This is a genomic window from Streptomyces sp. NPDC096012, from assembly GCF_040426375.1.
Taxonomy (GTDB): domain Bacteria; phylum Actinomycetota; class Actinomycetes; order Streptomycetales; family Streptomycetaceae; genus Streptomyces.
This window is the reverse complement of sequence record NZ_JBEOTD010000007.1, coordinates 211,380-233,435: the sequence shown is the minus strand read 5'-3', so window position 1 is coordinate 233,435 and position 22,056 is coordinate 211,380. Positions and strand designations below refer to the sequence as shown.

Below are 22,056 nucleotides of genomic sequence, written 5' to 3'. Positions count from 1 at the left end.
CCACCCCCCAGGTCATCCCATCGACAGGGGGCAACAGTCATGCCGGGCCCGGAGGCCAGCGGCCCTCTTGCAGGACCACGAAGAAGATAACGGGGGTGGGGCGGGCCGGGGCGGGCCGCCCGGGGCGGTTCGCCCTGCCGGAGCGGTTCGCCCGGAGCGGCCTGCCCTGCCGGAGTGGTTCGCCCGCCGGGCGGGATCGGCCGCCGGGCCGGTTCCGCCGTGAGCGGGCTCGACGGGGGGGCCGCGCTCCGCCCTGCCGTGGCCGGGGCGTACCGAATCCGCCGTTGCGCTACTCGCCCGGCCACTGGGGCTGGCGCTTCTCGTTGAACGCCGCCACGCCCTCCGCCCGGTCCCCCGAGAACGCCACCGAGCGCCATGCCGCGTCCTCCACCTCGAGGCCGGCCCGCAGGTCCAGCCCGTGCCCCAGCCGCAGCGCCCGCTTGGCGGCCCGCAGGCCCACCGGCGAGTTCGCGGCGATCCGGGCGCCCAGGGCCAGCGCCTCCTCGCGATCGCGGCCCTCCTCCACCAGCTGGTCCACGAGCCCCAGCCCGGCCGCCTCCGCCGCCTCCACGCGCCGCGCGGAGAAGATCAGCTCGGCCGCCCGCGCCGCCCCGACCCGCCGCGGCAGCAGCTGGGTGCCGCCACCGCCGGGAATCACGCCCACCGACACCTCCGGCAGCCCCACCACGGCCGTGCGGTCGGCCACGATCAGGTCGCAGGACAGCGCCAGCTCGAAGCCGCCGCCCAGCGCGAAGCCGTGCACCGCCGCGATCGTCGGCATCGGCAGCTCCAGCACCCCGGTGTACGCCCCGCGCGCGACCGGCCGCTGCCGCACGAGGTCCGCGTCGCTGAAGGAATTACGCTCCTTCAGATCGGCCCCGACACAGAACGCCCGTTCGTGCGAAGAGGTCAGCACGACCACGCGCGCGTCCCGGTCCGCGGCCAGCGCCGCACACGCGCCCGCGAGCGAACGGGCCATCTCGGTCGAGACGGCGTTCATGGCCTTGGGCCGGTCCAGCACCAGCTCCGCGACCGGCCCGTGCCGCCGCACCAGCACGAACTCCCCGAACCGCTCCTCGCTCATGACACCCTCCCGGTTAACGCGGGTTAACTCACTGTCGGCCTGATCATCGCAGTCGTACCCGATCCCGTGAAGTCCAGGGGGCTACGCCCGTTCGAGTGACATCCCGACCGTCTCACCGCACACCGCCCACGGCAGCGCATAGCGTGCGCTCCGCCACGCGCCCGGGGGCGCGGGGCGGGGAGGGAATCCATGACACCGATACGTCCACAGTCCGGTACGGAGCGGGAGGGCGGGTCGGCCGACACGGCCGTCGGCGACACGGCCGGCGGCGACGCGGCCGGCGTACGGCGCGGGCGGCACCGCAAACCGCGCCCCCGCAAGGCGCTGCTCGCCGCGGGCGGCATCGCCCTGGCCGCGGGGGTCCTCAGCCTGGTCCGGGTCGCCCCGGATTCCGGTGCCGGCGCCCCCGGTACGGCACAGGCCGAGTCCCGGCAGGCCCCGGGCGGCGGCGCCACGGACCCGGGCCGCTCGGCGCACACCTCCGCCACCGTCGTCACCGTCCCCACCGCGCCGCCCTCGGAGACCTCCGCCATGGGCGGCAGGCATCCCGCGCCGACGGGTGCCGGCACCGGCGGCGGCGCACCGGCCCCCTCGGGGACCGCCGCCGCGCCGCCCCACGGCACCGCTGTCCCGGCCACCGGCCCGGCCGGGGTCCCGTCCGCTCCCGGCGACACCACGCCCCGGCCCTCGGCGACGGCGACCGCCCCGCGCCCGGTTCCGCCGACCCGCTCCCCGCGCCCGACGCCTACGCACACGCACGGCACGCCGAGCCCGGATCCCGGCGGGATGTGCCTTCCGGTGATCGGCCTGTGCGTCGACGGGTCCGACGTCCTCGACCGGTAGGGGCAAAGAGGCGAGGTGCAGGGCCGGGAGGACTAGGGCCGGCTGTCCCTGCGCGCGAGCAGCCAGGGCTCGACCACGCCGAGGCCGCGCACCGGGCGCTGCCACATGGGCTGGAGCGCGAAGCGGTACGACGGGGGCTCCTTGCCCTCCTTCTCGGCGGCCGCCGCGGCCTCGGCCGCCTCCGCCTCGGAGGCGGGCGCCTCGCCGGCACGGATCAGCTCCTGCGCGAAGGCGCTGTCGACCAGCACGGCGTCACGGGGCGCTATCGAGGTCAGCCGGGACGCCAGGTTCACCGTCGTACCGAACACGTCACCCATACGAGTGGTCACCGTGCCGAAGGCCATGCCGACCCGCAGCTCGGGCATGGTCTCGTCGTTCGCCAGCGTCTCGACGAGCCGCAGCGCGATGTCCGCGGCGACACCGGCGTCGTCCGCCGCGTACAGCACCTCGTCGCCCAGGGTCTTGATGAGCCGGCCGCCGCGTGCGGCCACCAGGTCGGCGGCCGTCGTCTCGAAGGCCTCGACCAGCTCGCCGAGTTCCTCCTCCTCCATGCGGCGGGTGAGCCGGGTGAACCCGACGAGGTCGGCGAAGCCGACGGCGAGCCGCCGGTCGACCATCTCCTCGTCGTCCGCCGACTGCACGACCCGGCCGGCCGAGGCGGCGAGCTGCCGCCGCCAGACGTAGACCAGGAACTCCTCCAGTTCGGGCAGGAGCAGTTCGACGATCGGGTAGGTCACCTCGGTGCGGGTCATGCCGGGCTCGGGCGGCTCGGTCAGGCCCTCCAGGAAGGAATCCATCTGCCACTCCGCCAACCGGGCGGTGGTCTGCCCCGTCGACCGGGCCACCTGCACCGCCATGGCCTCGCTGAGCAGCCCCGCCTCCACGAGGCCGGCGAGGCGGCGCAGGGCGAGTACGTCGGCCTCGGTGAGGGCCTTGGCCTGGCCTATGTCGGCGAACCCCATGGCCCGCCAGAACCGCGAGGCCAGTTCCATGGAGACACCGGCGCTGCGGGCCGCCTGAAAAGGGGTGTAGCGGCGCTCGGCACCCAGGATGAGCTGCTCGAGACGCAGGGCCAGCGGGTCGTCGCCGGAGTCGGCGGCGTGGTCGTCCCCCCGCTCCAGGGGAGGCTCCACCCGGCCGTCCGCGTCCGCGCCGGAGCCCGTGTCGTCGACGGTCACGCCTGCTGCCCTTCCGATCTGCCGCGGTCAGGATCGACCGGGCTCAACTCTACGGCAGGTGTGCGCCAGCTCACTCCGTTGGGTTGGGCCAGGTGAGCGGGGTCCGTGTCCGGGGCGGCCGGCGCGTTTCGGCCGCCGGTCCGCGCGGTCCTGGGGTGGCCGATGCGGTGCGGCCGCGGGCTCGTCGTGGTCGTTCGCGCAGTTCCCCGCGCCCCTGGAGGGGTGCGGCGCCGCCGGTTCGCACCGCCACCGGGGGCGCGACCGATGCGGTGCGGCCGCGGGCTCGTCGTGGTCGTTCGCGCAGTTCCCCGCGCCCCTGAGGGGGTGCGGCGCCGCCAGTTCGCACCGCCCCCGGGGTCGCGACCGATGCGGTGCGGCCGCGGGCTCGTCGTGGTCGTTCGCGCAGTTCCCCGCGCCCCTGAGGGGGTGCGGCGCAGCGGGTTGGCAGGGGTGCGGTGCTGCGGGGTTCGCAGGGGGCCCGGGACTTTTCTAGGCCGGGCGCAGGTGGACGATGTCTCCTGCGCCTACCGGCTGCTGGACGCCCTCCTCGGTGGCGATGACGAGGCGGCCGTCTCCGTCGAGGGCCACCGCCTCACCCACGAGGGAGCGGTCACCGGGCAGCTCGGCCCGTACGGTGCGGCCGAGCGTGGCGCAGCCCGCCGCGTACGTGTCCTGCAGGCCGCTGGCGCCCGGGTCGCCCGCCGCCTCCCGCCACCGCCCGTACCACTCCTCCAGCGACCGCAGCACGGCCCGCAGCAGCGGGTCCCGGTCCGTGGTCCGCGCCCCGGCCAGCGCCAGCGAGCCCGCCTGCGGAACCGGCAGTTCCTCCGCGCGCAGCGAGACGTTGATGCCGACGCCGACGACCACGCCGTCCTCGCCCGCCCGCTCGGCGAGGATGCCGCCCGCCTTGCGCTCCTCCCCGTCCACGGTCACCAGCAGGTCGTTCGGCCACTTCAGCGCCGTGTCCACGCCCGCCGCCCGGGACAGCCCCGTTGCCACGGCGACGCCGGTGAGCAGTGGCAGCCACCCCCAGCGGGCGACCGGCACCTCGGCCGGCCTCAGCAGCACCGAGAAGAAGAGGCCGGAGCGCGGCGGTGCCGTCCACCGCCGGTCCAGACGCCCCCGGCCCGCCGACTGCTCCTCGGCGACGAGGACGGCGCCCTCGTCGGCTTCGCGGGCGTCGGCCCGGGCGACCAGGTCGGAGTTGGTGGACCCGGTCCGGCGCACCACCTCGATGCCGCTGTAGAGCCCGCCCTCACGCACCAGGCCCCGCCGCAGCGCGGCCGCGTTCAGGGGCGGGCGGTCGAGGTCGGACCAGCGGCTGCCGTTGTCGTCTGCTGCATCTCGGGGCGTCATGCAAGCCACCCTAGGTGTGGCAAAGGACGCAGTGCTGATCTCCTGGCCCGCCACTACTCTACGGATGAGTAACCGTCCCCCCTTTTGAGCAGGCAGGGAGCCGCATCCCGATGTCCGAGCCGGAAGAGCGTCAAGAGATCCAAGGGATCGACATCCACACGACCGCGGGGAAGCTCGCGGATCTCCAGCGCCGCATTCATGAAGCGACGCACGCCGGCTCGGCACGTGCCGTCGAGAAGCAGCACGCGAAGGGCAAGCTGACAGCCCGTGAGCGGATCGAACTGCTTCTCGACGAAGAGTCGTTCGTCGAGCTGGACGAGTTCGCCCGGCACCGCTCCACCAACTTCGGGCTGGAGCGGAACCGCCCCTACGGCGACGGCGTCGTCACGGGCTACGGCACCGTCGACGGCCGTCCCGTCGCCGTGTTCTCGCAGGACTTCACCGTCTTCGGCGGTGCGCTCGGCGAGGTCTACGGCCAGAAGATCGTCAAGGTCATGGACTTCGCGCTGAAGACCGGCTGCCCGGTGATCGGCATCAACGACTCCGGTGGCGCGCGGATCCAGGAGGGGGTCGCCTCCCTCGGCGCCTACGGCGAGATCTTCCGCCGCAACACCCATGCCTCCGGCGTGATCCCGCAGATCAGCCTGGTCGTGGGTCCTTGCGCGGGCGGCGCGGTCTACTCGCCGGCCATCACCGACTTCACGGTCATGGTCGACCAGACCTCGCACATGTTCATCACCGGCCCGGACGTCATCAAGACCGTCACCGGCGAGGACGTCGGCTTCGAGGAGCTGGGCGGCGCGCGCACCCACAACTCCACCTCGGGCGTGGCGCACCACATGGCGGGCGACGAGAAGGACGCCATCGAGTACGTCAAGCAGCTGCTGTCGTACCTGCCGTCCAACAACCTCTCCGAGGCGCCCGTCTTCCCGGAGGAGGCGGACCTCACCACCACCGACGAGGACCGCGAGCTGGACACGCTCGTCCCGGACAGCGCCAACCAGCCGTACGACATTCGCACGGTGGTCGAACACGTGCTGGACGACGCCGAGTTCTTCGAGACGCAGGCCCTGTTCGCGCCGAACATCGTCACCGGCTTCGGCCGGGTCGAGGGCCACCCGGTCGGGGTGGTCGCCAACCAGCCGATGCAGTTCGCCGGCTGCCTCGACATCGACGCCTCGGAGAAGGCGGCCCGCTTCGTGCGGACCTGCGACGCCTTCAACGTCCCGGTGCTGACCTTCGTGGACGTGCCCGGCTTCCTGCCCGGCGTCGGCCAGGAGCACGAGGGCATCATCCGGCGCGGCGCCAAGCTGATCTTCGCCTACGCCGAGGCCACCGTCCCGCTGATCACCGTCATCACGCGCAAGGCCTTCGGCGGCGCCTACGACGTGATGGGCTCCAAGCACCTGGGCGCCGACCTCAACCTCGCCTGGCCGACCGCCCAGATCGCCGTCATGGGCGCCCAGGGCGCGGTCAACATCCTGCACCGCCGCACCATCGCGGAGGCGGAGGCGGGCGGGGAAGGCCCCGAGAACGCGGAGGCGGTGCGCGCCCGGCTCATCCGGGAGTACGAGGACGCCCTCCTCAACCCCTACGTCGCGGCCGAGCGCGGTTACATCGACGCGGTGATCATGCCGTCCGACACCCGCGCCCACATCGTCCGCGGTCTGCGTCAGCTGCGCACGAAGAGGGAATCCCTCCCTCCGAAGAAGCACGGCAACATCCCCCTCTAGCCCGGCCGACCGACCGAGAGGAAGCCGCCATGACGATCAAGGTCGTACGAGGCAATCCGACCCCGGAGGAGCTGGCCGCCGCACTGGCGGTGGTCCGCGTCCGCGCCGCGGCGGCCGCGGTCGGGCCGTCCGGCGCGCCAGGCCCGAGGGACGCGTGGTCCGACCCGTCGCGCATCGCGTCCCGGCGCCTGCCGCAGCCGGGCGCGGCGACCTGGACCCGGACCTACTGGCCGAGCTGAGGGACCTCCCACGCGGGGCGCGGGCGACCGCGCCCCGCTGCGCCGCTACCGCTCCCGACCTGAGTAGGAGTACTCAGGCGCCGCACCCGGCCGGGGCCTCACGCTGGGGGGATGCTGTGGTCGGACCCCGAGGACGAGCCGCCGGAGGAACTCCGCGAGGTGCAGGAGATGCTGCGGCGGCTCGGTCTCGTGATGGCGCTGGCCATGGTCGTGGCGATGATCGTGATCGGCTTGAGGTGAGAGCGGCAGGCCCGGGTGACTAACCTGATCGCATGACCGCAACGCGCCACAGGCGACTCGTGCTCGCCTCCCAGTCCCCCGCCCGGCTCGGCCTGCTCAGGCAGGCCGGCCTCGCGCCCGAGGTGATCGTGAGCGGGGTCGACGAGGACGCCGTCACCGCGCCCACCCCGGCCGAGCTGGCGCTCGCGCTGGCCGAGGCGAAGGCCTCGGTGGTGGCGGCGCGGCCGGAGGTGCAGGGCGCCCTGGTGATCGGCTGCGACTCGGTGCTGGAGCTGGACGGGCGGGCGCTCGGCAAGCCCGCGGACACCGAGGAGGCCACCGCGCGCTGGAAGGCGATGCGCGGACGGGCCGGAATCCTCCAGACGGGGCACTGCATCTGGGACACGGAGGCCAAGCGGTACGTCTCGGCGACCGCCTCCACCGTCGTCCGGTTCGGCGAGCCGAGCGACGAGGAGATCGCCGCGTACGTGGCCTCCGGCGAGCCCCTTCACGTCGCCGGGGCGTTCACCCTGGACGGCCGTTCGGCGCCGTTCATCGAGGGCATCGACGGCGACCACGGCAACGTGATCGGCATCAGCCTGCCCCTGGTGCGCCGGCTCCTGGCGGAACTGGGTGTGGGCATCACCGACCTGTGGGCGACGGCGGAGTGACCTGAGCGGGGGCCGGGTCCTGCGGCCCCTCCTCGGCGTCCCGCCGCGCCTCGCGCTGCCCCGGGATCCCCTGGGGCGCCGCGGCCTGCTCCGGCTCGTCGCGCGCCTGCGGATCGCCGCCCGCGTCGCCGGAGGCCTCCTGTCGCGGGCCGCCGGCGCGGTCGTACGTCATCAGCAGCAGGACGATCAGCGCGAGCACCACGACCATGAACACGAACGCGCTCGGGCCGATCAGGCCCCAGGCGAACGCGCCCAGCAGGCCGTGCACCACGGCCGCGCTGATCAGCAGGATGCGGCCGAAGCCGGCCGGGGCGCGGTTCCGGACGGCGACCAGCAGGGCCACCAGGGCGCACAGGGCGAAGTAGAGCCCGAAGACGACTCCGCCGATCTTCGAGGACGTCGACATGACATCGGGGTCGAGGCCGGCCAGGGACATCTGCTGCCGGTCGACGACGACGCCGAGGAACCAGTTCACGGCCGCGATGCCGAACGCCTCGGCGAGGAGGACGACCGCCACTACCCACGCCACCGGTCTACGCACCACCGGTCCCCACCCACTCTCCAGCCAGCGATCTGTTACCCCAGGTACGTTCGAGCCATCGTGAACGCTACTAACGGGTAAACCGCGGGACAAGGGTTCGGGCCGCAGCAAAGAATCATTGGGCCATTCGTAGGGACTCCACAAAGAATCAGAGTGGCCCGCAGCACCCCGCCACAGAGACCTTGGCCACATGACAGGGCTAGGGTTTCCCGGAGGAGCCCTGCGTAGCGCGGTACGACTTGGACTTTCGCGGGTCGAGCGAGCCTCGAATCACGCTCCGTGTGGGCAAGCTCACCATTGGGGACGGGTCGAAGTGCCGTGTCGGCAGTCCCTAAACTCGGCTTGTTTCAAGGAGGGAGCCTCAATCGTGCGCAAGGTGCTCATCGCCAACCGTGGCGAAATCGCTGTCCGCGTGGCCCGGGCCTGTCGGGATGCCGGGATCGCGAGCGTGGCCGTATACGCCGACCCGGACAGGGATGCTCTGCATGTCCGCGCCGCGGATGAGGCGTTCGCCCTGGGCGGTGACACTCCGGCCACCAGCTACCTGGACATCGACAAGGTGCTGAACGCGGCCCGCGAGTCCGGCGCCGACGCCGTCCATCCGGGCTACGGCTTCCTCTCGGAGAACGCCGAGTTCGCGCAGGCGGTCCTGGACGCGGACCTGATCTGGATCGGCCCGCCGCCGCAGGCCATCCGCGACCTGGGTGACAAGGTCGCCGCCCGGCACATCGCCCAGCGCGCCGGCGCGCCCCTGGTCGCCGGTACGCCGGACCCGGTGAGCGGTGCGGAGGAGGTCGTGGCCTTCGCGAAGCAGAACGGCCTGCCCATCGCCATCAAGGCCGCCTTCGGCGGCGGCGGCCGGGGCCTGAAGGTCGCCCGGACGCTGGAGGAGGTCCCGGAGCTGTACGACTCCGCGGTGCGCGAGGCGGTCGCCGCCTTCGGCCGCGGTGAGTGCTTCGTGGAGCGCTACCTGGACCGTCCGCGGCACGTGGAGACCCAGTGCCTGGCGGACAAGCACGGCAACGTGGTCGTCGTCTCCACCCGTGACTGCTCGCTGCAGCGCCGCCACCAGAAGCTGGTCGAGGAGGCCCCGGCGCCGTTCCTCTCCGAGGAGCAGGTCGCCGAGCTGTACCGCGCCTCCAAGGCGATCCTGAAGGAGGCCGCGTACGAGGGCGCCGGCACCTGCGAGTTCCTGGTCGGCCAGGACGGCACGATCTCCTTCCTGGAGGTCAACACGCGCCTGCAGGTGGAGCACCCGGTGACCGAGGAGGTCGCCGGCGTGGACCTGGTGCGCGAGATGTTCCGCATCGCCGACGGCGAGGAACTGGGCTACGGCGACCCGGTGCTGCGCGGACACTCGTTCGAGTTCCGCATCAACGGCGAGGACCCGGGCCGCAACTTCCTCCCGGCCCCCGGCACGGTCACGAGGTTCGACGCGCCGTCCGGTCCCGGTGTCCGGCTGGACGCGGGCGTGGAGGCCGGCTCGGTCATCGGCCCGGCCTGGGACTCGCTGCTGGCCAAGCTGATCGTGACGGGCCGTACCCGCAAGGAGGCCCTGGAGCGGGCCGCCCGGGCGCTGGAGGAGTTCCAGGTCGAGGGCATGGCCACCGCGATCCCGTTCCACCGTGCGGTGGTGAAGGACCCGGCGTTCGCGCCGGAGCTGACCGGATCGGCCGACCCGTTCACGGTCCACACCCGCTGGATCGAGACCGAGTTCGTCAACGAGATCAAGCCGTTCGCCGCTCCCGCCGACGCCGAGGCGGAGGAGGAGGCCGGCGTTCGCGAGACCGTCGTCGTCGAGGTCGGCGGCAAGCGTCTGGAGGTCTCCCTCCCGGCCTCGCTGGGCATGTCCCTGGCCCGCACCGGCCTGGCGGCGGGCGCCAAGCCCAAGCGCCGCGCGGCCAAGAAGTCCGGCCCCGTCGCCTCCGGTGACACCCTCGCCTCGCCGATGCAGGGCACGATCGTGAAGATCGCGGTCGAGGAGGGCCAGGAGGTCCAGGAGGGCGACCTGATCGTCGTCCTGGAGGCCATGAAGATGGAACAGCCGCTGAACGCGCACAAGGCCGGCACGATCAAGGGCCTGACCGCGGACGTCGGCGCCTCCATCACCTCCGGCGCCGCGATCTGCGAGATCAAGGACTGACGACGCGAAACGCCCGGTGGACCGTCCCTCGGCCCACCGGGCACCCGCCTGCCCGACCCCCACCCCCCCGCCCACCGCAAAGGGCAGCCGACCCAAGGGGCGCGGGAAGCAGCCGACCCAAGGGGCGCGGGAAGCAGCCGACCCAAGGGGTGCGGGGAACGGCGCAACCGGCCACCACGAACCCGCAGCCGCAGGACGGCCCCACCCCCACCCACCCCAGGGGCGCGGGGAACTGCGCGAACAACCACAAGGAACCCGCAGCCACAGGACGGCCCCGGCACCTACGGCGAGGGCGAAGCCAACCCGCTAGCGCCGCCGCAAGTCGGCGACGCGCCCCCGCTCCGTGCCCGTCGGCTCACCCAGCCCCGCCGCCGACCGCAACGCGGACGCCCCGGGCGCATGCCCCCGCCGGGGCCCGGGCAGGGCCCGCTGCTGACGCGCCGCAGGCCCTTGCTCACCCCCCAGGCTCCCGCTCGCCCCGGCCACGGCGATCTGCACCCCCTGATCGGCGAGGGCCTGCAGCTCGGTCGCGGCCCGGTCGTCGTGGGCGGGCGGCTCATCGGTGACCAGCCGGGTGATCAGATCCGTCGGCACGGTCTGGAACATCGTGTCCGTACCGAGCTTGGTGTGATCGGCGAGGACCACGACCTCCCCGGCGGCCTGCACCAGCGCCCGGTCGACGGACGCCGAGAGCATGTTGGAGGTGGACAGCCCGCGCTCGGCGGTGAGCCCGCTCCCGGACAGGAAGGCCCGGGACACCCGCAGCCCCTGCAGGGACTGCTCGGCGCCGGAACCGACGAGGGCGTAGTTGGAGCCGCGCAGGGTGCCGCCGGTCATCACGACCTCCACCCGGTTGGCATGGGCCAACGCCTGTGCCACCAGCAGGGAGTTGGTGACGACGGTCAGTCCGGGCACGCGGGCGAGCCGGCGGGCCAGCTCCTGCGTGGTGGTACCCGCACCGACCACGATGGCCTCGCCCTCTTCGACGAGGCCCGCGGCGAGGTCGGCGATGGCCGTCTTCTCCGCGGTCGCGAGATGGGATTTCTGCGGAAAGCCGGACTCCCGCGTGAATCCGCCCGGCAGTACCGCACCGCCGTGCCGGCGGTCGAGGAGTCCTTCTGCCTCCAGTGCGCGCACGTCCCGCCGTACGGTCACTTCGGAGGTCTGGACGACGCGGGCGAGTTCACGGAGCGACACGGCACCGTTCGCTCGCACCATTTCGAGGATCAATTGGCGACGTTCAGCAGCGAACACGAAACTGACAGTAACCCCAGCGACCGTCTGCTTTCAGCAGTTTGCGCCGAATAACAGAAGTTGTTCGCATGGTGGGGCGGGAGGTGATATAGGGCCTACCCGCCCCGACTATGCCGTACGCACACGCGGCAACTCCCCGTGACCAGCGGGAAGTTGGCAAACCGTCAGGCCTCGGCGCTCGCCTTGCGCGTGTGCAGCTGCCGGGCGACCTCCGCGATCGACCCCGAAAGGGACGGGTAGACGGTGAACGCGTTCGCGATCTGTTCGACCGTGAGGTTGTTGTCGACGGCGATCGAGATCGGGTGGATGAGTTCCGAGGCGCGGGGCGCGACGACCACACCGCCGACGACGATGCCCGTGCCCGGGCGGCAGAAGATCTTCACGAAGCCGTCCCGGATGCCCTGCATCTTGGCGCGCGGGTTGCGCAGCAGGGGCAGCTTGACGACCCTCGCGTCGATCTTGCCGGCGTCCACGTCCGCCTGCGAGTAGCCGACGGTGGCGATCTCGGGGTCGGTGAAGACGTTCGAGGAGACCGTCTTCAGGTTCAGCGGGGCGACCGCGTCGCCGAGGAAGTGGTACATGGCGATCCGGCCCTGCATCGCGGCGACGGACGCGAGGGCGAAGACACCGGTCACGTCGCCGGCCGCGTAGACGCCGGGAGCGGTCGTCCGCGAGACCTTGTCGGTCCAGATGTGGCCCGACTCGCGCAGCTTGACGCCGGCCTCCTCCAGGCCGAGCCCGGCGCTGTTCGGGATGGCGCCGACGGCCATCAGGCAGTGGGAACCGGTGATGACCCGGCCGTCGGCCAGCGTCACCTCGACCCGGTCGCCGACGCGCTTGGCGGACTGCGCGCGCGAGCGGGCCATGACGTTCATGCCGCGGCGCCGGAAGACGTCCTCCAGCACGGCGGCCGCGTCCGGGTCCTCACCGGGCAGCACCCGGTCCCGGGACGAGACCAGGGTGACCTTGGAGCCCAGGGCCTGGTAGGCGCCGGCGAACTCGGCACCGGTGACGCCGGAGCCGACCACGATCAGCTCTTCCGGCAGCTCGGTGAGGTCGTAGACCTGGGTCCAGTTCAGGATGCGCTCGCCGTCGGGCTGGGCGTCGGGCAGCTCGCGCGGGTGACCGCCGGTGGCGATGAGGACGGCGTCGGCGGCGAGGGTCTCCTCGGTGCCGTCGGCGGCGGTGACGACGACCTTGCGGGAGCCGTCCAGGCCCTGCATGCCGTCCAGCCGGCCACGGCCGCGCATGACGCGGGCACCGGCCCGCGTCACGGACGCGGTGATGTCGTGGGACTGGGCGAGCGCGAGCCGCTTCACCCGGCGGTTGACCTTGCCCAGGTCCACCCCGACCACCCGGGCCGCCTGCTCCAGGGGCGGGGTGTCGTCGGCGACGATGATTCCCAGCTCCTCGTAGGAGGAGTCGAAGGTGGTCATCACCTCGGCCGTGGCGATGAGTGTCTTCGACGGCACGCAGTCGGTCAGCACCGACGCCCCGCCCAGACCGTCGCAGTCGACGACGGTCACCTCCGCGCCGAGCTGGGCGGCCACCAGGGCCGCCTCGTATCCGCCGGGTCCGCCACCGATGATCACGATCCGAGTCACGTACTCCATTGTCCCGCACGCTTCAAGGTGCTGTTGCCCGGGGGCGCACCCGAGGGGCGGCCGGGGCGGAAGTGACGCGCGTTGCCCCTGCCGTACCCTGCCTCCATGTCGTTCTATGCCGCGTACGCCGGCAACCTCGACGCGCGGCTGATGTCGCGCCGCGCACCGCACTCACCGCTGCGCGCCACCGGCTGGCTGAACGGCTGGCGGCTGACCTTCGGCGGGGAGCAGCTGGGCTGGGACGGCGCGCTGGCGACGCTCGTGGAGGACCCGCTGGCGCAGGTCTTCGTCGGCCTGTACGACCTCGCGCCCCTCGACGAGGAGTCGCTGGACCGGTGGGAAGGCGTGGGGCTCGGCCTCTACCGGCGGATGCGGGTGCGCGTGCACACGCTGGACGGCGAGGAGCCGGCCTGGGTGTACGTCCTGAACGGGTACGAGGGCGGGCTGCCCTCGGCGCGGTATCTGGGCGAGGTCGCCGACGCCGCCGAGTCCGCGGGGGCACCGCACGACTACGTGATGGAGCTTCGCAAGCGCCCCTGCTGAGCCGGCACCCGAGCCGGACCGAGCGACCTCCGGGCCGCACCGAGCCTGCATCCGGCCCTGTCGAGCGGCGTCCGACCCGCACCGAGCCGGCATCCACCCGGACCGAGCGACCTCCGGGCCGGACCGAGCCTGCATCCGGCCCTGTCGAGCGGCGTCCGACCCGCACCGAGTCGGCATCCGCCCGGCCCGCGCGGCGTCCGGGCCGGCCCGAGGAGGGCGTCCAAGCCGGTGTCCCGCAGGTCTTCCCGCACCTTTGGCCACCCTTTGTGGGAAACAACAGGACAACGATTGCGAACCCGTGGGCTCTGTCATCTACGCGCGTAGGCGCGGACCGGCTACCCTCGTCGGCGTGAACGCATCTCTTCTTCCGGACGACATCCAGGGCGCCGCCCCCGCAGACCCCAGGGCCGCCGCCGACGCCGCCGCCGCGCGCCTGCGCGAACTCACCGGCGCCGAGACCCACGACGTCGCCCTCGTGATGGGCTCCGGCTGGGCTCCGGCCGTCGACGCGCTGGGCACACCCGAGGCCGAGTTCCCGGTCACCGAGCTGCCCGGCTTCCCGCCGCCGGCGGTGGAGGGGCACGGCGGCAAGGTCCGCTCGTACTCCTTCGGCGGCAAGCGCGCCATCGTCTTCCTGGGCCGCACGCACTACTACGAGGGCCGCGGCGTCGCCGCCGTCGCGCACGGCGTGCGCACCGCCGTCGCCGCCGGCTGCAAGACCGTGGTCCTCACCAACGGCTGCGGCGGCCTGCGTGAGGGCATGCGTCCCGGCCAGCCGGTGCTGATCAGCGACCACATCAACCTGACGGCGACCTCCCCGATCGTCGGCGCGAACTTCGTCGACCTGACGGACCTGTACTCGCCGCGCCTGCGCGCCCTGTGCAAGGAGATCGACTCCACCCTCGAAGAGGGCGTCTACGCGCAGTTCCCCGGCCCGCACTACGAGACTCCGGCCGAGATCCGCATGGCCCGGGTCATCGGCGCGGACCTGGTCGGCATGTCCACGGTCCTCGAGGCGATCGCCGCGCGCGAGGCCGGCGCCGAGGTGCTGGGCATCTCCCTGGTCACCAACCTGGCCGCGGGCATGACCGGCGAACCCCTCAACCACGAGGAGGTCCTCCAGGCCGGCCGCGACTCGGCGGCCCGCATGGGCCAGCTGCTGGCGCGGGTGCTGGACAAGATCTGATCCGACCGCGCGCACGGCACACGCGCCGTGCCGCGCCACCGGGCCACGGGTCCGCCGCGGCCCGAGCGGCCCCAAAAGCCCCGCAAGCACGCCCAGCCGAACGCCCCGGGAAGTCCCGGACGCACGCCCAGCCGTACGCCCCCGGAGCCCGGCCGCACACCACCGGACGAATCGCGGCCCGGCTTCACGGGCACGGGACGGCGGGCCGGACTCGTGGAGTGCCCGGTGGGGCGCCGCAGGCGATGGGTGCCCGGTGGGGCGGCGCAGGCGGTGGGTGCCCGGTGGGGTGCCGCAGGCGATGGGGTGCCGCAGGCGGTGAAGTGCCGCAGGCGGTGAAGGCCCCGGTGGGGCGCCGCACGCGGTGGGTGCCCGGTGGGGCGCCATGGGTGTGGGTGGCCGTGCGGGCGGGGGTGGGGCTCCGGTCGTTTGCGGCCCGGCCGAGCGGGTCGGGCGGGCGGCCGGGCAGAAGAACCGGTGACCGGGGCGGAGCCCCCGGCCGGAGCAGGCAGACACAGGAGAGGTTGATCCCAAGGTGCACGACGATCTCATCGCCCGGGCCAAGACATGGCTCGCCGAGGACCCCGACACGGAGACCCGTGACGAACTCGCCGAGCTGATCGACGCCGGCGACACGAAGGAACTGTCGGCCCGCTTCTCCGGCACGCTCCAGTTCGGCACCGCCGGTCTGCGGGGCGAGCTCGGCGCCGGCCCCATGCGCATGAACCGCAGCGTCGTCATCCGCGCCGCCGCCGGCCTCGCCGCGTACCTGAAGAAGAACGGGACCCCCCACGGGGACGACGACGCCGGCCTCGTCGTCATCGGCTACGACGCCCGCCACAAGTCCGCCGACTTCGCGCGGGACACCGCCGCCGTGATGACCGGCGCGGGCCTGCGCGCGGCCGTACTCCCGCGCCCCCTGCCCACCCCCGTCCTCGCCTTCGCCATCAGGCACCTGGGCGCGGTCGCCGGTGTGGAGGTCACCGCCAGCCACAACCCGCCGCGGGACAACGGCTACAAGGTGTACCTCGGCGACGGTTCCCAGATCGTGCCGCCCGCCGACGCGGAGATCGCCGCCGAGATCGACGCGATCGCCTCCCTGCACGACGTACCCCGCCCGGACGCCGGCTGGCAGACCCTGGACGACGCGGTCCTGGACGCCTATCTGGCGCGTACGGACGCCGTCCTGGACGCCGGCTCCCCGCGCACCGCCCGCACGGTCTACACGGCGATGCACGGCGTCGGCCGGGACGTGCTGCTCGCCGCCTTCGCCCGGGCCGGTTTCCCCGAGCCGGAGCTGGTCGCCGAACAGGCCGACCCCGACCCGGACTTCCCGACCGTCGCCTTCCCCAACCCGGAGGAGCCGGGCGCGATGGACCTGGCGTTCGCGCGGGCCCGCGCCACCGACCCGGACCTGGTCATCGCCAACGACCCGGACGCCGACCGCTGCGCGGTCGCGGTGCGCGACGGCGGCGACTGGCGCATGCTGCGCGGCGACGAGGTCGGCGCCCTGCTCGCCGCCCACCTCGTGCGGCGCGGGGCGAGGGGCACGTTCGCCGAGTCGATCGTCTCGTCCTCGCTGCTCGGCCGGATCGCCGAGAAGGCGGGCCTGCCGTACGAGGAGACCCTGACCGGCTTCAAGTGGATCGCCCGGGTGGAGGGCCTGCGCTACGGCTACGAGGAGGCCCTCGGCTACTGCGTGGACCCGGAGGGCGTGCGCGACAAGGACGGCATCACGGCCGCGCTGCTGATCACCGAGCTGGCCTCCGTGCTCAAGGAGGAGGGCCGCACGCTGCCCGACCTCCTCGACGACCTCGCCGTGGAGCACGGCCTGCACGCCACCGACCAGTTGTCGGTCCGGGTCGAGGACCTCTCGCTGATCGCCGACGCGATGCGCCGCCTGCGCGAACAGCCGCCGACCGAGCTGGCCGGTCTCGCCGTCACCCGGGCCGAGGACCTGTCCCGGGGCACGGACAGACTGCCGCCCACCGACGGCCTGCGCTACACCCTCGACGGCGCCCGGGTCATCGTCCGCCCGAGCGGCACCGAGCCCAAGCTCAAGTGCTACCTGGAGGTGGTCGTACCGGTCGCGTCCCCCGCCGGCCTGCCGGCCGCCCGCGCCCGCGCGACCGAGCTGCTGGCGTCCGTCAAGCGGGACCTGTCGGCGGCCGCCGGCATCTGAGTCCCACGTCCGGGCACCGGGCGACCGCGGCTCCCGCGACCGCCCGGTGCCTTCGGCGGGTGAGGCCGTCCGCCCGGTGCCGGCGGGTGAGACGCCTGCCTGATGCCGGCGGGTAGATCGTTGACCCAGTGGTTTCGGCGGTGAGACGCCCGCCCGATGCCGACGCGGGTGAGGCAGTCCGCCCGGTCCCTTCGGCGGGTGAGGCGCCCGCCCGATGCCGACGCGAGTAAAGCCCTCCGCCCGGTACCTTCGCCCGGTGACGCGCCCACCCGATACCGACGTGAATGAAGCCGTCCACCCAGCGCCTTCAGCGGGCGAGACGCCCACCCGATACCGACGCGAGTGAAGCCGTCCGCCCCAGTGCCTTCAGCGGGTGAGACGCCCGCCCGGTGCCGGACGTGGCGCGCCCGGGGTCGTGCCCCGTCGCACCGCCCCCTCGGACCGGGGCCGCGGCGAGTCCTCCCTGCGGCTCAGCCCACCGCCAGCAGGACCGCCAGCAGGATCGCGCCGGCCACCGCCGGGGCGATGACCTCGTACGTCCAGCGGACGGTCGGCTCGCCCTGGGCGGTCTCCGCCTGCCCGCGCCGCTCCAGCAGCTCGCGCAGGTCGTCCATGACCCGGTCGGTGTCCGCCCGGGCCGGCCCCGTCTCCGGGCCGCGCAGGCCGAAGCCGCCGAGGCCGAGGCCGCTCGGCTCGAGTCCGCCGAGCCGTCCGCCCGGCGTCGTACCCCGCGCCGCGTCCGCCGCCGCCCGCTGCTGCCGGCGTGCCGCCTTCTTGCGGGCCCGCAGCGAGACCGGTACGGCCCACAGCTGGTACTTGGCGCCGGACTCGGCCACGACCTCGTTGGAGAAGCCCGAGCGCAGGCCGGAGACCGCGCCCCAGGGCAGGGTGATCATCCGGAAGGGGTTGCGGATGCGCAGCCGGTCCTCGTTCGCGAAGACCGCGGGCCGCAGCGTGAAGGCGACCACCAGCGGAATGGCCAGGATCATGCCGGCGAGCGCCAGCCAGGGGGCGCGGTCGTGGCCCTTGACCAGCGCGTCGATGCCGAGCCAGCAGACGACCACGAGCAGCAGCACACCACCCGCCAGGGCCATGGGCGAGCGGTAGATCCGGTCCTTGGCGCCGGGCACCGGAGGCCGGGACGCGGATGACTGGTGGTCGGGGGTCGTCATGGCCCCGATTCTGCCCTACGCCCCCGGCACCCGGCCGAGCCGCCCGGGCACCGCGAGCCGCCACCCGGCCCGGCCCCGGTCCCGGTTCCCGCGCTCCACCCGACCCCGTCCCCGGGGTATACATTCGCTACGCGCGTAGATATGCTCGTCTGGTGACCATGCCCACCACTGCACCCACAGCGCACTCTCCCACGGCTCAGCACGTGGGCGGGGCCCCCCTCGCAGATGTCACCGCGTCCGACAGCACCCTGCGCCGCTTTCTGCACGGGCTGCCCGGCGTCGACGCGGTCGGCCTGGAGGCGCGCGCCGCGTCTCTCGGCACCCGTTCCATCAAGACCACCGCGAAGGCGTACGCCATCGACCTCGCCATCTCGATGGTCGACCTGACGACGCTGGAGGGCGCGGACACCCCGGGCAAGGTCCGGGCGCTCGGCGCCAAGGCGACCCACCCCGACCCGACGGACCGGACGACCCCGACCACGGCGGCCGTCTGCGTCTACCCGGACATGGTGGCAGTCGCCAAGGAGGCCGTCGCCGGCTCCGGCGTCAAGGTCGCCTCGGTCGCCACCGCCTTCCCGGCCGGCCGCGCCGCCCTCGAGGTGAAGCTGGCCGACGTGCGGGAGGCCGTCGCCGCCGGCGCCGACGAGATCGACATGGTCATCGACCGGGGCGCGTTCCTCGCCGGCAAGTACCTGAAGGTGTACGAGGAGATCGTCGCCGTGAAGGAGGCGTGCGGGGACAGCGCCCGGCTGAAGGTCATCTTCGAGACCGGCGAGCTGTCGACGTACGACAACATCCGCCGCGCCTCCTGGCTCGGCATGCTGGCCGGCGCCGACTTCATCAAGACCTCCACCGGCAAGGTCGCCGTCAACGCGACCCCCGCCAACACCCTGCTGATGCTGGAGGCGGTGCGCGACTTCCGCGCCCAGACCGGCGTCCAGGTCGGCGTGAAGCCCGCCGGCGGCATCCGCACCACCAAGGACGCCGTCAAGTTCCTCGTCCTGGTCAACGAGACCGCCGGCGCGGACTGGCTGGACAACCACTGGTTCCGCTTCGGCGCCTCCTCGCTGCTGAACGACCTGCTGATGCAGCGCCAGAAGCTGGCCACCGGCCGCTACTCCGGCCCCGACTACGTGACGGTGGACTGATCACCATGGCTTCCGTGTTCGAGTACGCACCGGCGCCCGAGTCCCGCTCGGTCGTCGACATCGCCCCTTCCTACGGCCTGTTCGTCGACGGCGAGTTCGTCGAGGCGGCCGACGGCAAGGTCTTCAAGACGGTCAGCCCGTCCACCGAGGAGGTTCTCTCCGAGGTCGCGCGGGCCGGCGCCGAGGACGTGGACCGGGCCGTCAGGGCCGCCCGCAAGGCGTTCGAGAAGTGGTCGGCCCTGCCCGGCTCCGAGCGCGCCAAGTACCTGTTCCGCATCGCCCGGATCATCCAGGAGCGCAGCCGTGAGCTGGCCGTCCTGGAGACGCTGGACAACGGCAAGCCGATCAAGGAGACCCGCGACGCGGACCTCCCGCTGGTCGCGGCGCACTTCTTCTACTACGCGGGCTGGGCGGACAAGCTCGACCACGCCGGCTTCGGCGCGAACCCGCGTCCGCTGGGCGTGGCCGGCCAGGTCATCCCGTGGAACTTCCCGCTGCTGATGCTGGCGTGGAAGATCGCCCCGGCGCTGGCGACCGGCAACACGGTCGTGCTGAAGCCCGCCGAGACGACCCCGCTCTCCGCGCTCTTCTTCGCGGACATCTGCCGCCAGGCGGGCCTGCCCAAGGGTGTCGTCAACATCCTCCCGGGCTACGGCGACGCGGGCGCCGCGCTCGTCGGGCACCCGGACGTGAACAAGGTGGCCTTCACCGGCTCCACGGCGGTGGGCAAGGAGATCGCCCGTACCGTCGCCGGCACGCGCAAGAAGCTCACCCTGGAACTGGGCGGCAAGGGCGCCAACATCGTCTTCGACGACGCCCCGATCGACCAGGCCGTCGAGGGCATCGTCACCGGCATCTTCTTCAACCAGGGCCAGGTCTGCTGCGCGGGCTCCCGCCTCCTCGTCCAGGAGTCGATCCAGGACGAGCTGCTGGACTCCCTCAAGCGCCGGCTGTCCATGCTCCGCCTGGGCGACCCGTTGGACAAGAACACCGACATCGGCGCGATCAACTCCGCCGAGCAGCTGGCCCGGATCACCGCGCTCACCGAGCAGGGCGAGGCGGAGGGCGCCGAGCGCTGGTCCCCGGCCTGCGAACTGCCCTCCGCCGGTTACTGGTTCGCGCCGACGCTGTTCACGAACGTCACGCAGGCGCACACCATCGCCCGCGACGAGATCTTCGGCCCGGTGCTCTCGGTCCTCACCTTCCGCACGCCGGACGAGGCGGTCGCGAAGGCGAACAACACCCAGTACGGCCTGTCGGCCGGCATCTGGACCGAGAAGGGCTCGCGGATCCTGGCCGTCGCGAACAGGCTCCGGGCCGGTGTCGTCTGGTCCAACACCTTCAACAAGTTCGATCCGACCTCGCCGTTCGGCGGCTACAAGGAGTCGGGCTTCGGCCGCGAGGGCGGCCGCCACGGCCTGGAGGCTTACCTCGATGTCTGACCGTCTGAGCGTCTTCAAGACCTACAAGCTGTACGTCGGCGGGAAGTTCCCGCGTTCGGAGAGCGGCCGGGTGTACGAGGTGACCGACTCGAAGGGGAACTGGCTGGCCAACGCGCCCCTGTCCTCCCGCAAGGACGCCCGTGACGCGGTCGTGGCCGCGCGCAAGGCGTTCGGCGGCTGGTCCGGCGCGACGGCCTACAACCGCGGCCAGGTCCTCTACCGCGTCGCGGAGATGCTGGAGGGCCGCCGCGAGCAGTTCGTGCGCGAGGTGGCCGCGGCCGAGGGGCTGTCCAAGTCGAAGGCGGCGGCGGTCGTGGACGCCACGATCGACCGCTGGGTCTGGTACGCGGGCTGGACCGACAAGATCACCCAGGTGGTCGGCGGCGCCAACCCGGTCGCGGGACCGTACTTCAACCTCTCCTCCCCGGAGCCGACCGGCGTGGTCGCCGTCGTGGCCCCACAGGAGTCGTCCTTCCTGGGCCTGGTCTCGGTGCTGGCCCCGGTGATCGCCACCGGCAACACCGCGGTCGTCATCGCCTCCGAGAAGGCCCCGCTGCCCGCTCTCTCGCTGGGCGAGGTGCTGGCCACCTCGGACGTGCCGGGCGGTGTGGTCAACATCCTGACCGGCCGTACGGCGGAGATCGCCGCGCCGCTGGCCGCGCACCAGGACGTCAACGCGATCGACCTCGCGGGCGCCGACGAGGCGCTGGCGAAGGAGCTGGAGATCGCGGCTGCGGACAACCTGAAGCGCGTGCTGCGTCCACAGGCTGTGGATCACTTCGAGGCGCCGGGGACCGGCCGGATGACGGCGTTCCTGGAGACCAAGACGGTCTGGCACCCGACGGGGTCGCTGGGCGCGTCCGGTTCGTCGTACTGAAGCACCTCGGCGCGGTGGGCCGGGTCGCCGTACCGGATCCCGTCGTCCTACCCGGGTGAACGTCCTGCCCGGGTGACGTCGGATCAGGTGACGTCGGACCGGGTCGCGTCGGACCGGGTGGCGTCCTGGCGGCTCGCCGGGCAGCGGCGGGGAACTGCGTCGGGCTGCCGGCCGCGGCTCGTTCGTGGCCGGCAGCGCAGTTCCCCGCGCCCCTTCGGGGCGCGTTCAGCGGCCCGGCGCTCCCAGCGCCTGGCCCAGGACCGGCACACTCCCCACCGAGGGCGCCTGCGCCAGCGGGCGCGTCAGCATCTGGGAGGACAGCGGCTTGAAGTCGCCCAGCTGGGTGGCCACCCCGTTGTCGAGCGGGTCGACTCCCGTGCCGGCCAGCGGGTTGGGCTTGAGCCCGGCGACCGGGCCGGTCACGTAGCCCACCATGCCGGTCACGGCGCCGGCGCCCGCCTGCGGGTCCACGTGGCCGAAGTTCAGGGGCCGGTAGGAAAGGCCCAGGGCGGGGATCGATTCGGCGGACGCCGTCGCCGCCCCCGCACCGAGGGCTGCTCCGGCGGTCGCCAGGGCGATCAGTACGCGCCGTGCCGTGGGGTGCTGGGAAGAGGTGTGTCGGGCCATCGCTGGTGCCACCTTCT

General features: G+C 73.1%; 20 protein-coding genes. 12 read left to right on the top strand and 8 right to left on the bottom strand.

Features of this window, described 5'->3' with window-relative positions:
• Window positions 1–289: 289 nt before the first annotated feature.
• On the bottom strand, window positions 290–1,084 hold the full coding sequence (locus ABVB68_RS10745) for an enoyl-CoA hydratase/isomerase family protein (RefSeq protein WP_353600678.1): 795 nt from the start codon (window positions 1,082–1,084) through the stop codon (window positions 290–292).
• Between the two features lie 189 nt (window positions 1,085–1,273).
• On the opposite strand from ABVB68_RS10745, the gene ABVB68_RS10740 reads away from it, so the two are divergent.
• The gene (locus tag ABVB68_RS10740) at window positions 1,274–1,927 is read left to right on the top strand and encodes a hypothetical protein (protein ID WP_353600677.1); all 654 of its coding nucleotides are present in this window, start codon (window positions 1,274–1,276) and stop codon (window positions 1,925–1,927) included.
• A gap of 32 nt (window positions 1,928–1,959) precedes the next feature.
• On the opposite strand, the gene ABVB68_RS10735 is transcribed toward ABVB68_RS10740, so the two are convergent.
• Window positions 1,960–3,105: an adenylate/guanylate cyclase domain-containing protein gene (locus tag ABVB68_RS10735; RefSeq protein WP_353600676.1), complete on the bottom strand. Its 1,146-nt coding sequence runs from the start codon at window positions 3,103–3,105 to the stop codon at window positions 1,960–1,962.
• A 489-nt stretch (window positions 3,106–3,594) separates the two neighbouring features.
• Window positions 3,595–4,461, bottom strand: a complete 867-nt coding sequence (locus ABVB68_RS10730) for a biotin--[acetyl-CoA-carboxylase] ligase (protein WP_353600675.1) — start codon at window positions 4,459–4,461, stop codon at window positions 3,595–3,597.
• 110 nt (window positions 4,462–4,571) lie between these two features.
• Between ABVB68_RS10730 and ABVB68_RS10725 the strand changes: the two genes are divergently transcribed.
• From ABVB68_RS10725 to ABVB68_RS10710, 4 genes are all read left to right on the top strand, one after another.
• The gene (locus ABVB68_RS10725) at window positions 4,572–6,194 is read left to right on the top strand and encodes an acyl-CoA carboxylase subunit beta (RefSeq protein ID WP_353600674.1); all 1,623 of its coding nucleotides are present in this window, start codon (window positions 4,572–4,574) and stop codon (window positions 6,192–6,194) included.
• Between the two features lie 29 nt (window positions 6,195–6,223).
• Window positions 6,224–6,433, top strand: coding sequence for an acyl-CoA carboxylase epsilon subunit (locus tag ABVB68_RS10720; RefSeq protein ID WP_353600673.1), 210 nt, complete (start codon window positions 6,224–6,226; stop codon window positions 6,431–6,433).
• 111 nt (window positions 6,434–6,544) lie between these two features.
• Complete coding sequence (gene mmpB / locus ABVB68_RS10715) at window positions 6,545–6,673, top strand: morphogenic membrane protein MmpB (protein WP_353600672.1); 129 nt, start codon at window positions 6,545–6,547, stop codon at window positions 6,671–6,673.
• A 32-nt stretch (window positions 6,674–6,705) separates the two neighbouring features.
• On the top strand, window positions 6,706–7,323 hold the full coding sequence (locus ABVB68_RS10710; protein ID WP_353600671.1) for a Maf family protein: 618 nt from the start codon (window positions 6,706–6,708) through the stop codon (window positions 7,321–7,323).
• Here the strand turns inward: ABVB68_RS10710 and ABVB68_RS10705 are convergent.
• Entirely contained in the window at window positions 7,295–7,864 is a 570-nt protein-coding gene (locus ABVB68_RS10705) for a hypothetical protein (RefSeq protein ID WP_503006064.1), read from the bottom strand. The two genes, ABVB68_RS10710 and ABVB68_RS10705, sit on opposite strands and share 29 nt — an antisense overlap.
• A 367-nt stretch (window positions 7,865–8,231) precedes the next feature.
• On the opposite strand from ABVB68_RS10705, the gene ABVB68_RS10700 reads away from it, so the two are divergent.
• A complete protein-coding gene (locus ABVB68_RS10700) occupies window positions 8,232–10,007 on the top strand; it encodes an acetyl/propionyl/methylcrotonyl-CoA carboxylase subunit alpha (RefSeq protein ID WP_353600669.1) in 1,776 nt (591 codons plus the stop codon).
• A gap of 306 nt (window positions 10,008–10,313) precedes the next feature.
• Here ABVB68_RS10700 and ABVB68_RS10695 read toward each other — a convergent pair whose 3' ends face one another.
• Window positions 10,314–11,261, bottom strand: a complete 948-nt coding sequence (locus tag ABVB68_RS10695) for a DeoR/GlpR family DNA-binding transcription regulator (RefSeq protein WP_353600668.1) — start codon at window positions 11,259–11,261, stop codon at window positions 10,314–10,316.
• A gap of 164 nt (window positions 11,262–11,425) precedes the next feature.
• Window positions 11,426–12,874, bottom strand: a complete 1,449-nt coding sequence (locus ABVB68_RS10690; protein WP_353600667.1) for an NAD(P)H-quinone dehydrogenase — start codon at window positions 12,872–12,874, stop codon at window positions 11,426–11,428.
• A 96-nt stretch (window positions 12,875–12,970) separates the two neighbouring features.
• Between ABVB68_RS10690 and ABVB68_RS10685 the strand changes: the two genes are divergently transcribed.
• The 3 genes from ABVB68_RS10685 (at window position 12,971) to ABVB68_RS10675 (ending at window position 16,773) form a co-directional block, all read left to right on the top strand.
• Window positions 12,971–13,408, top strand: coding sequence for a gamma-glutamylcyclotransferase family protein (locus ABVB68_RS10685; protein ID WP_353600666.1), 438 nt, complete (start codon window positions 12,971–12,973; stop codon window positions 13,406–13,408).
• Between the two features lie 349 nt (window positions 13,409–13,757).
• A complete protein-coding gene (locus ABVB68_RS10680) occupies window positions 13,758–14,594 on the top strand; it encodes a purine-nucleoside phosphorylase (RefSeq protein WP_353600665.1) in 837 nt (278 codons plus the stop codon).
• Between the two features lie 532 nt (window positions 14,595–15,126).
• On the top strand, window positions 15,127–16,773 hold the full coding sequence (locus ABVB68_RS10675; RefSeq protein WP_353600664.1) for a phospho-sugar mutase: 1,647 nt from the start codon (window positions 15,127–15,129) through the stop codon (window positions 16,771–16,773).
• 470 nt (window positions 16,774–17,243) lie between these two features.
• Here ABVB68_RS10675 and ABVB68_RS10670 read toward each other — a convergent pair whose 3' ends face one another.
• Window positions 17,244–17,945 carry a PH domain-containing protein gene (locus tag ABVB68_RS10670; protein ID WP_353600663.1) on the bottom strand — a complete coding sequence of 234 codons (702 nt, stop codon included), beginning with the start codon at window positions 17,943–17,945 and terminating at the stop codon, window positions 17,244–17,246.
• A gap of 158 nt (window positions 17,946–18,103) precedes the next feature.
• Here ABVB68_RS10670 and deoC point away from each other — a divergent pair, with 158 nt between their 5' ends.
• Genes deoC through ABVB68_RS10655 form a run of 3 tightly spaced genes read left to right on the top strand, consistent with a single transcriptional unit; the run spans window position 18,104 to window position 21,412 of the window.
• Window positions 18,104–19,093: a deoxyribose-phosphate aldolase gene (gene deoC, locus ABVB68_RS10665; protein ID WP_353600662.1), complete on the top strand. Its 990-nt coding sequence runs from the start codon at window positions 18,104–18,106 to the stop codon at window positions 19,091–19,093.
• 5 nt (window positions 19,094–19,098) lie between these two features.
• Window positions 19,099–20,535, top strand: coding sequence for an aldehyde dehydrogenase family protein (locus tag ABVB68_RS10660; RefSeq protein ID WP_353600661.1), 1,437 nt, complete (start codon window positions 19,099–19,101; stop codon window positions 20,533–20,535).
• Window positions 20,528–21,412 carry an aldehyde dehydrogenase family protein gene (locus tag ABVB68_RS10655; RefSeq protein ID WP_353600660.1) on the top strand — a complete coding sequence of 295 codons (885 nt, stop codon included), beginning with the start codon at window positions 20,528–20,530 and terminating at the stop codon, window positions 21,410–21,412. The genes ABVB68_RS10660 and ABVB68_RS10655 overlap by 8 nt, the downstream gene beginning before the upstream one ends.
• 225 nt (window positions 21,413–21,637) lie before the next feature.
• Here the strand turns inward: ABVB68_RS10655 and ABVB68_RS10650 are convergent, their stop codons facing one another.
• The gene (locus ABVB68_RS10650) at window positions 21,638–22,039 is read right to left on the bottom strand and encodes a hypothetical protein (RefSeq protein ID WP_353600659.1); all 402 of its coding nucleotides are present in this window, start codon (window positions 22,037–22,039) and stop codon (window positions 21,638–21,640) included.
• Window positions 22,040–22,056 lie beyond the last annotated feature (17 nt).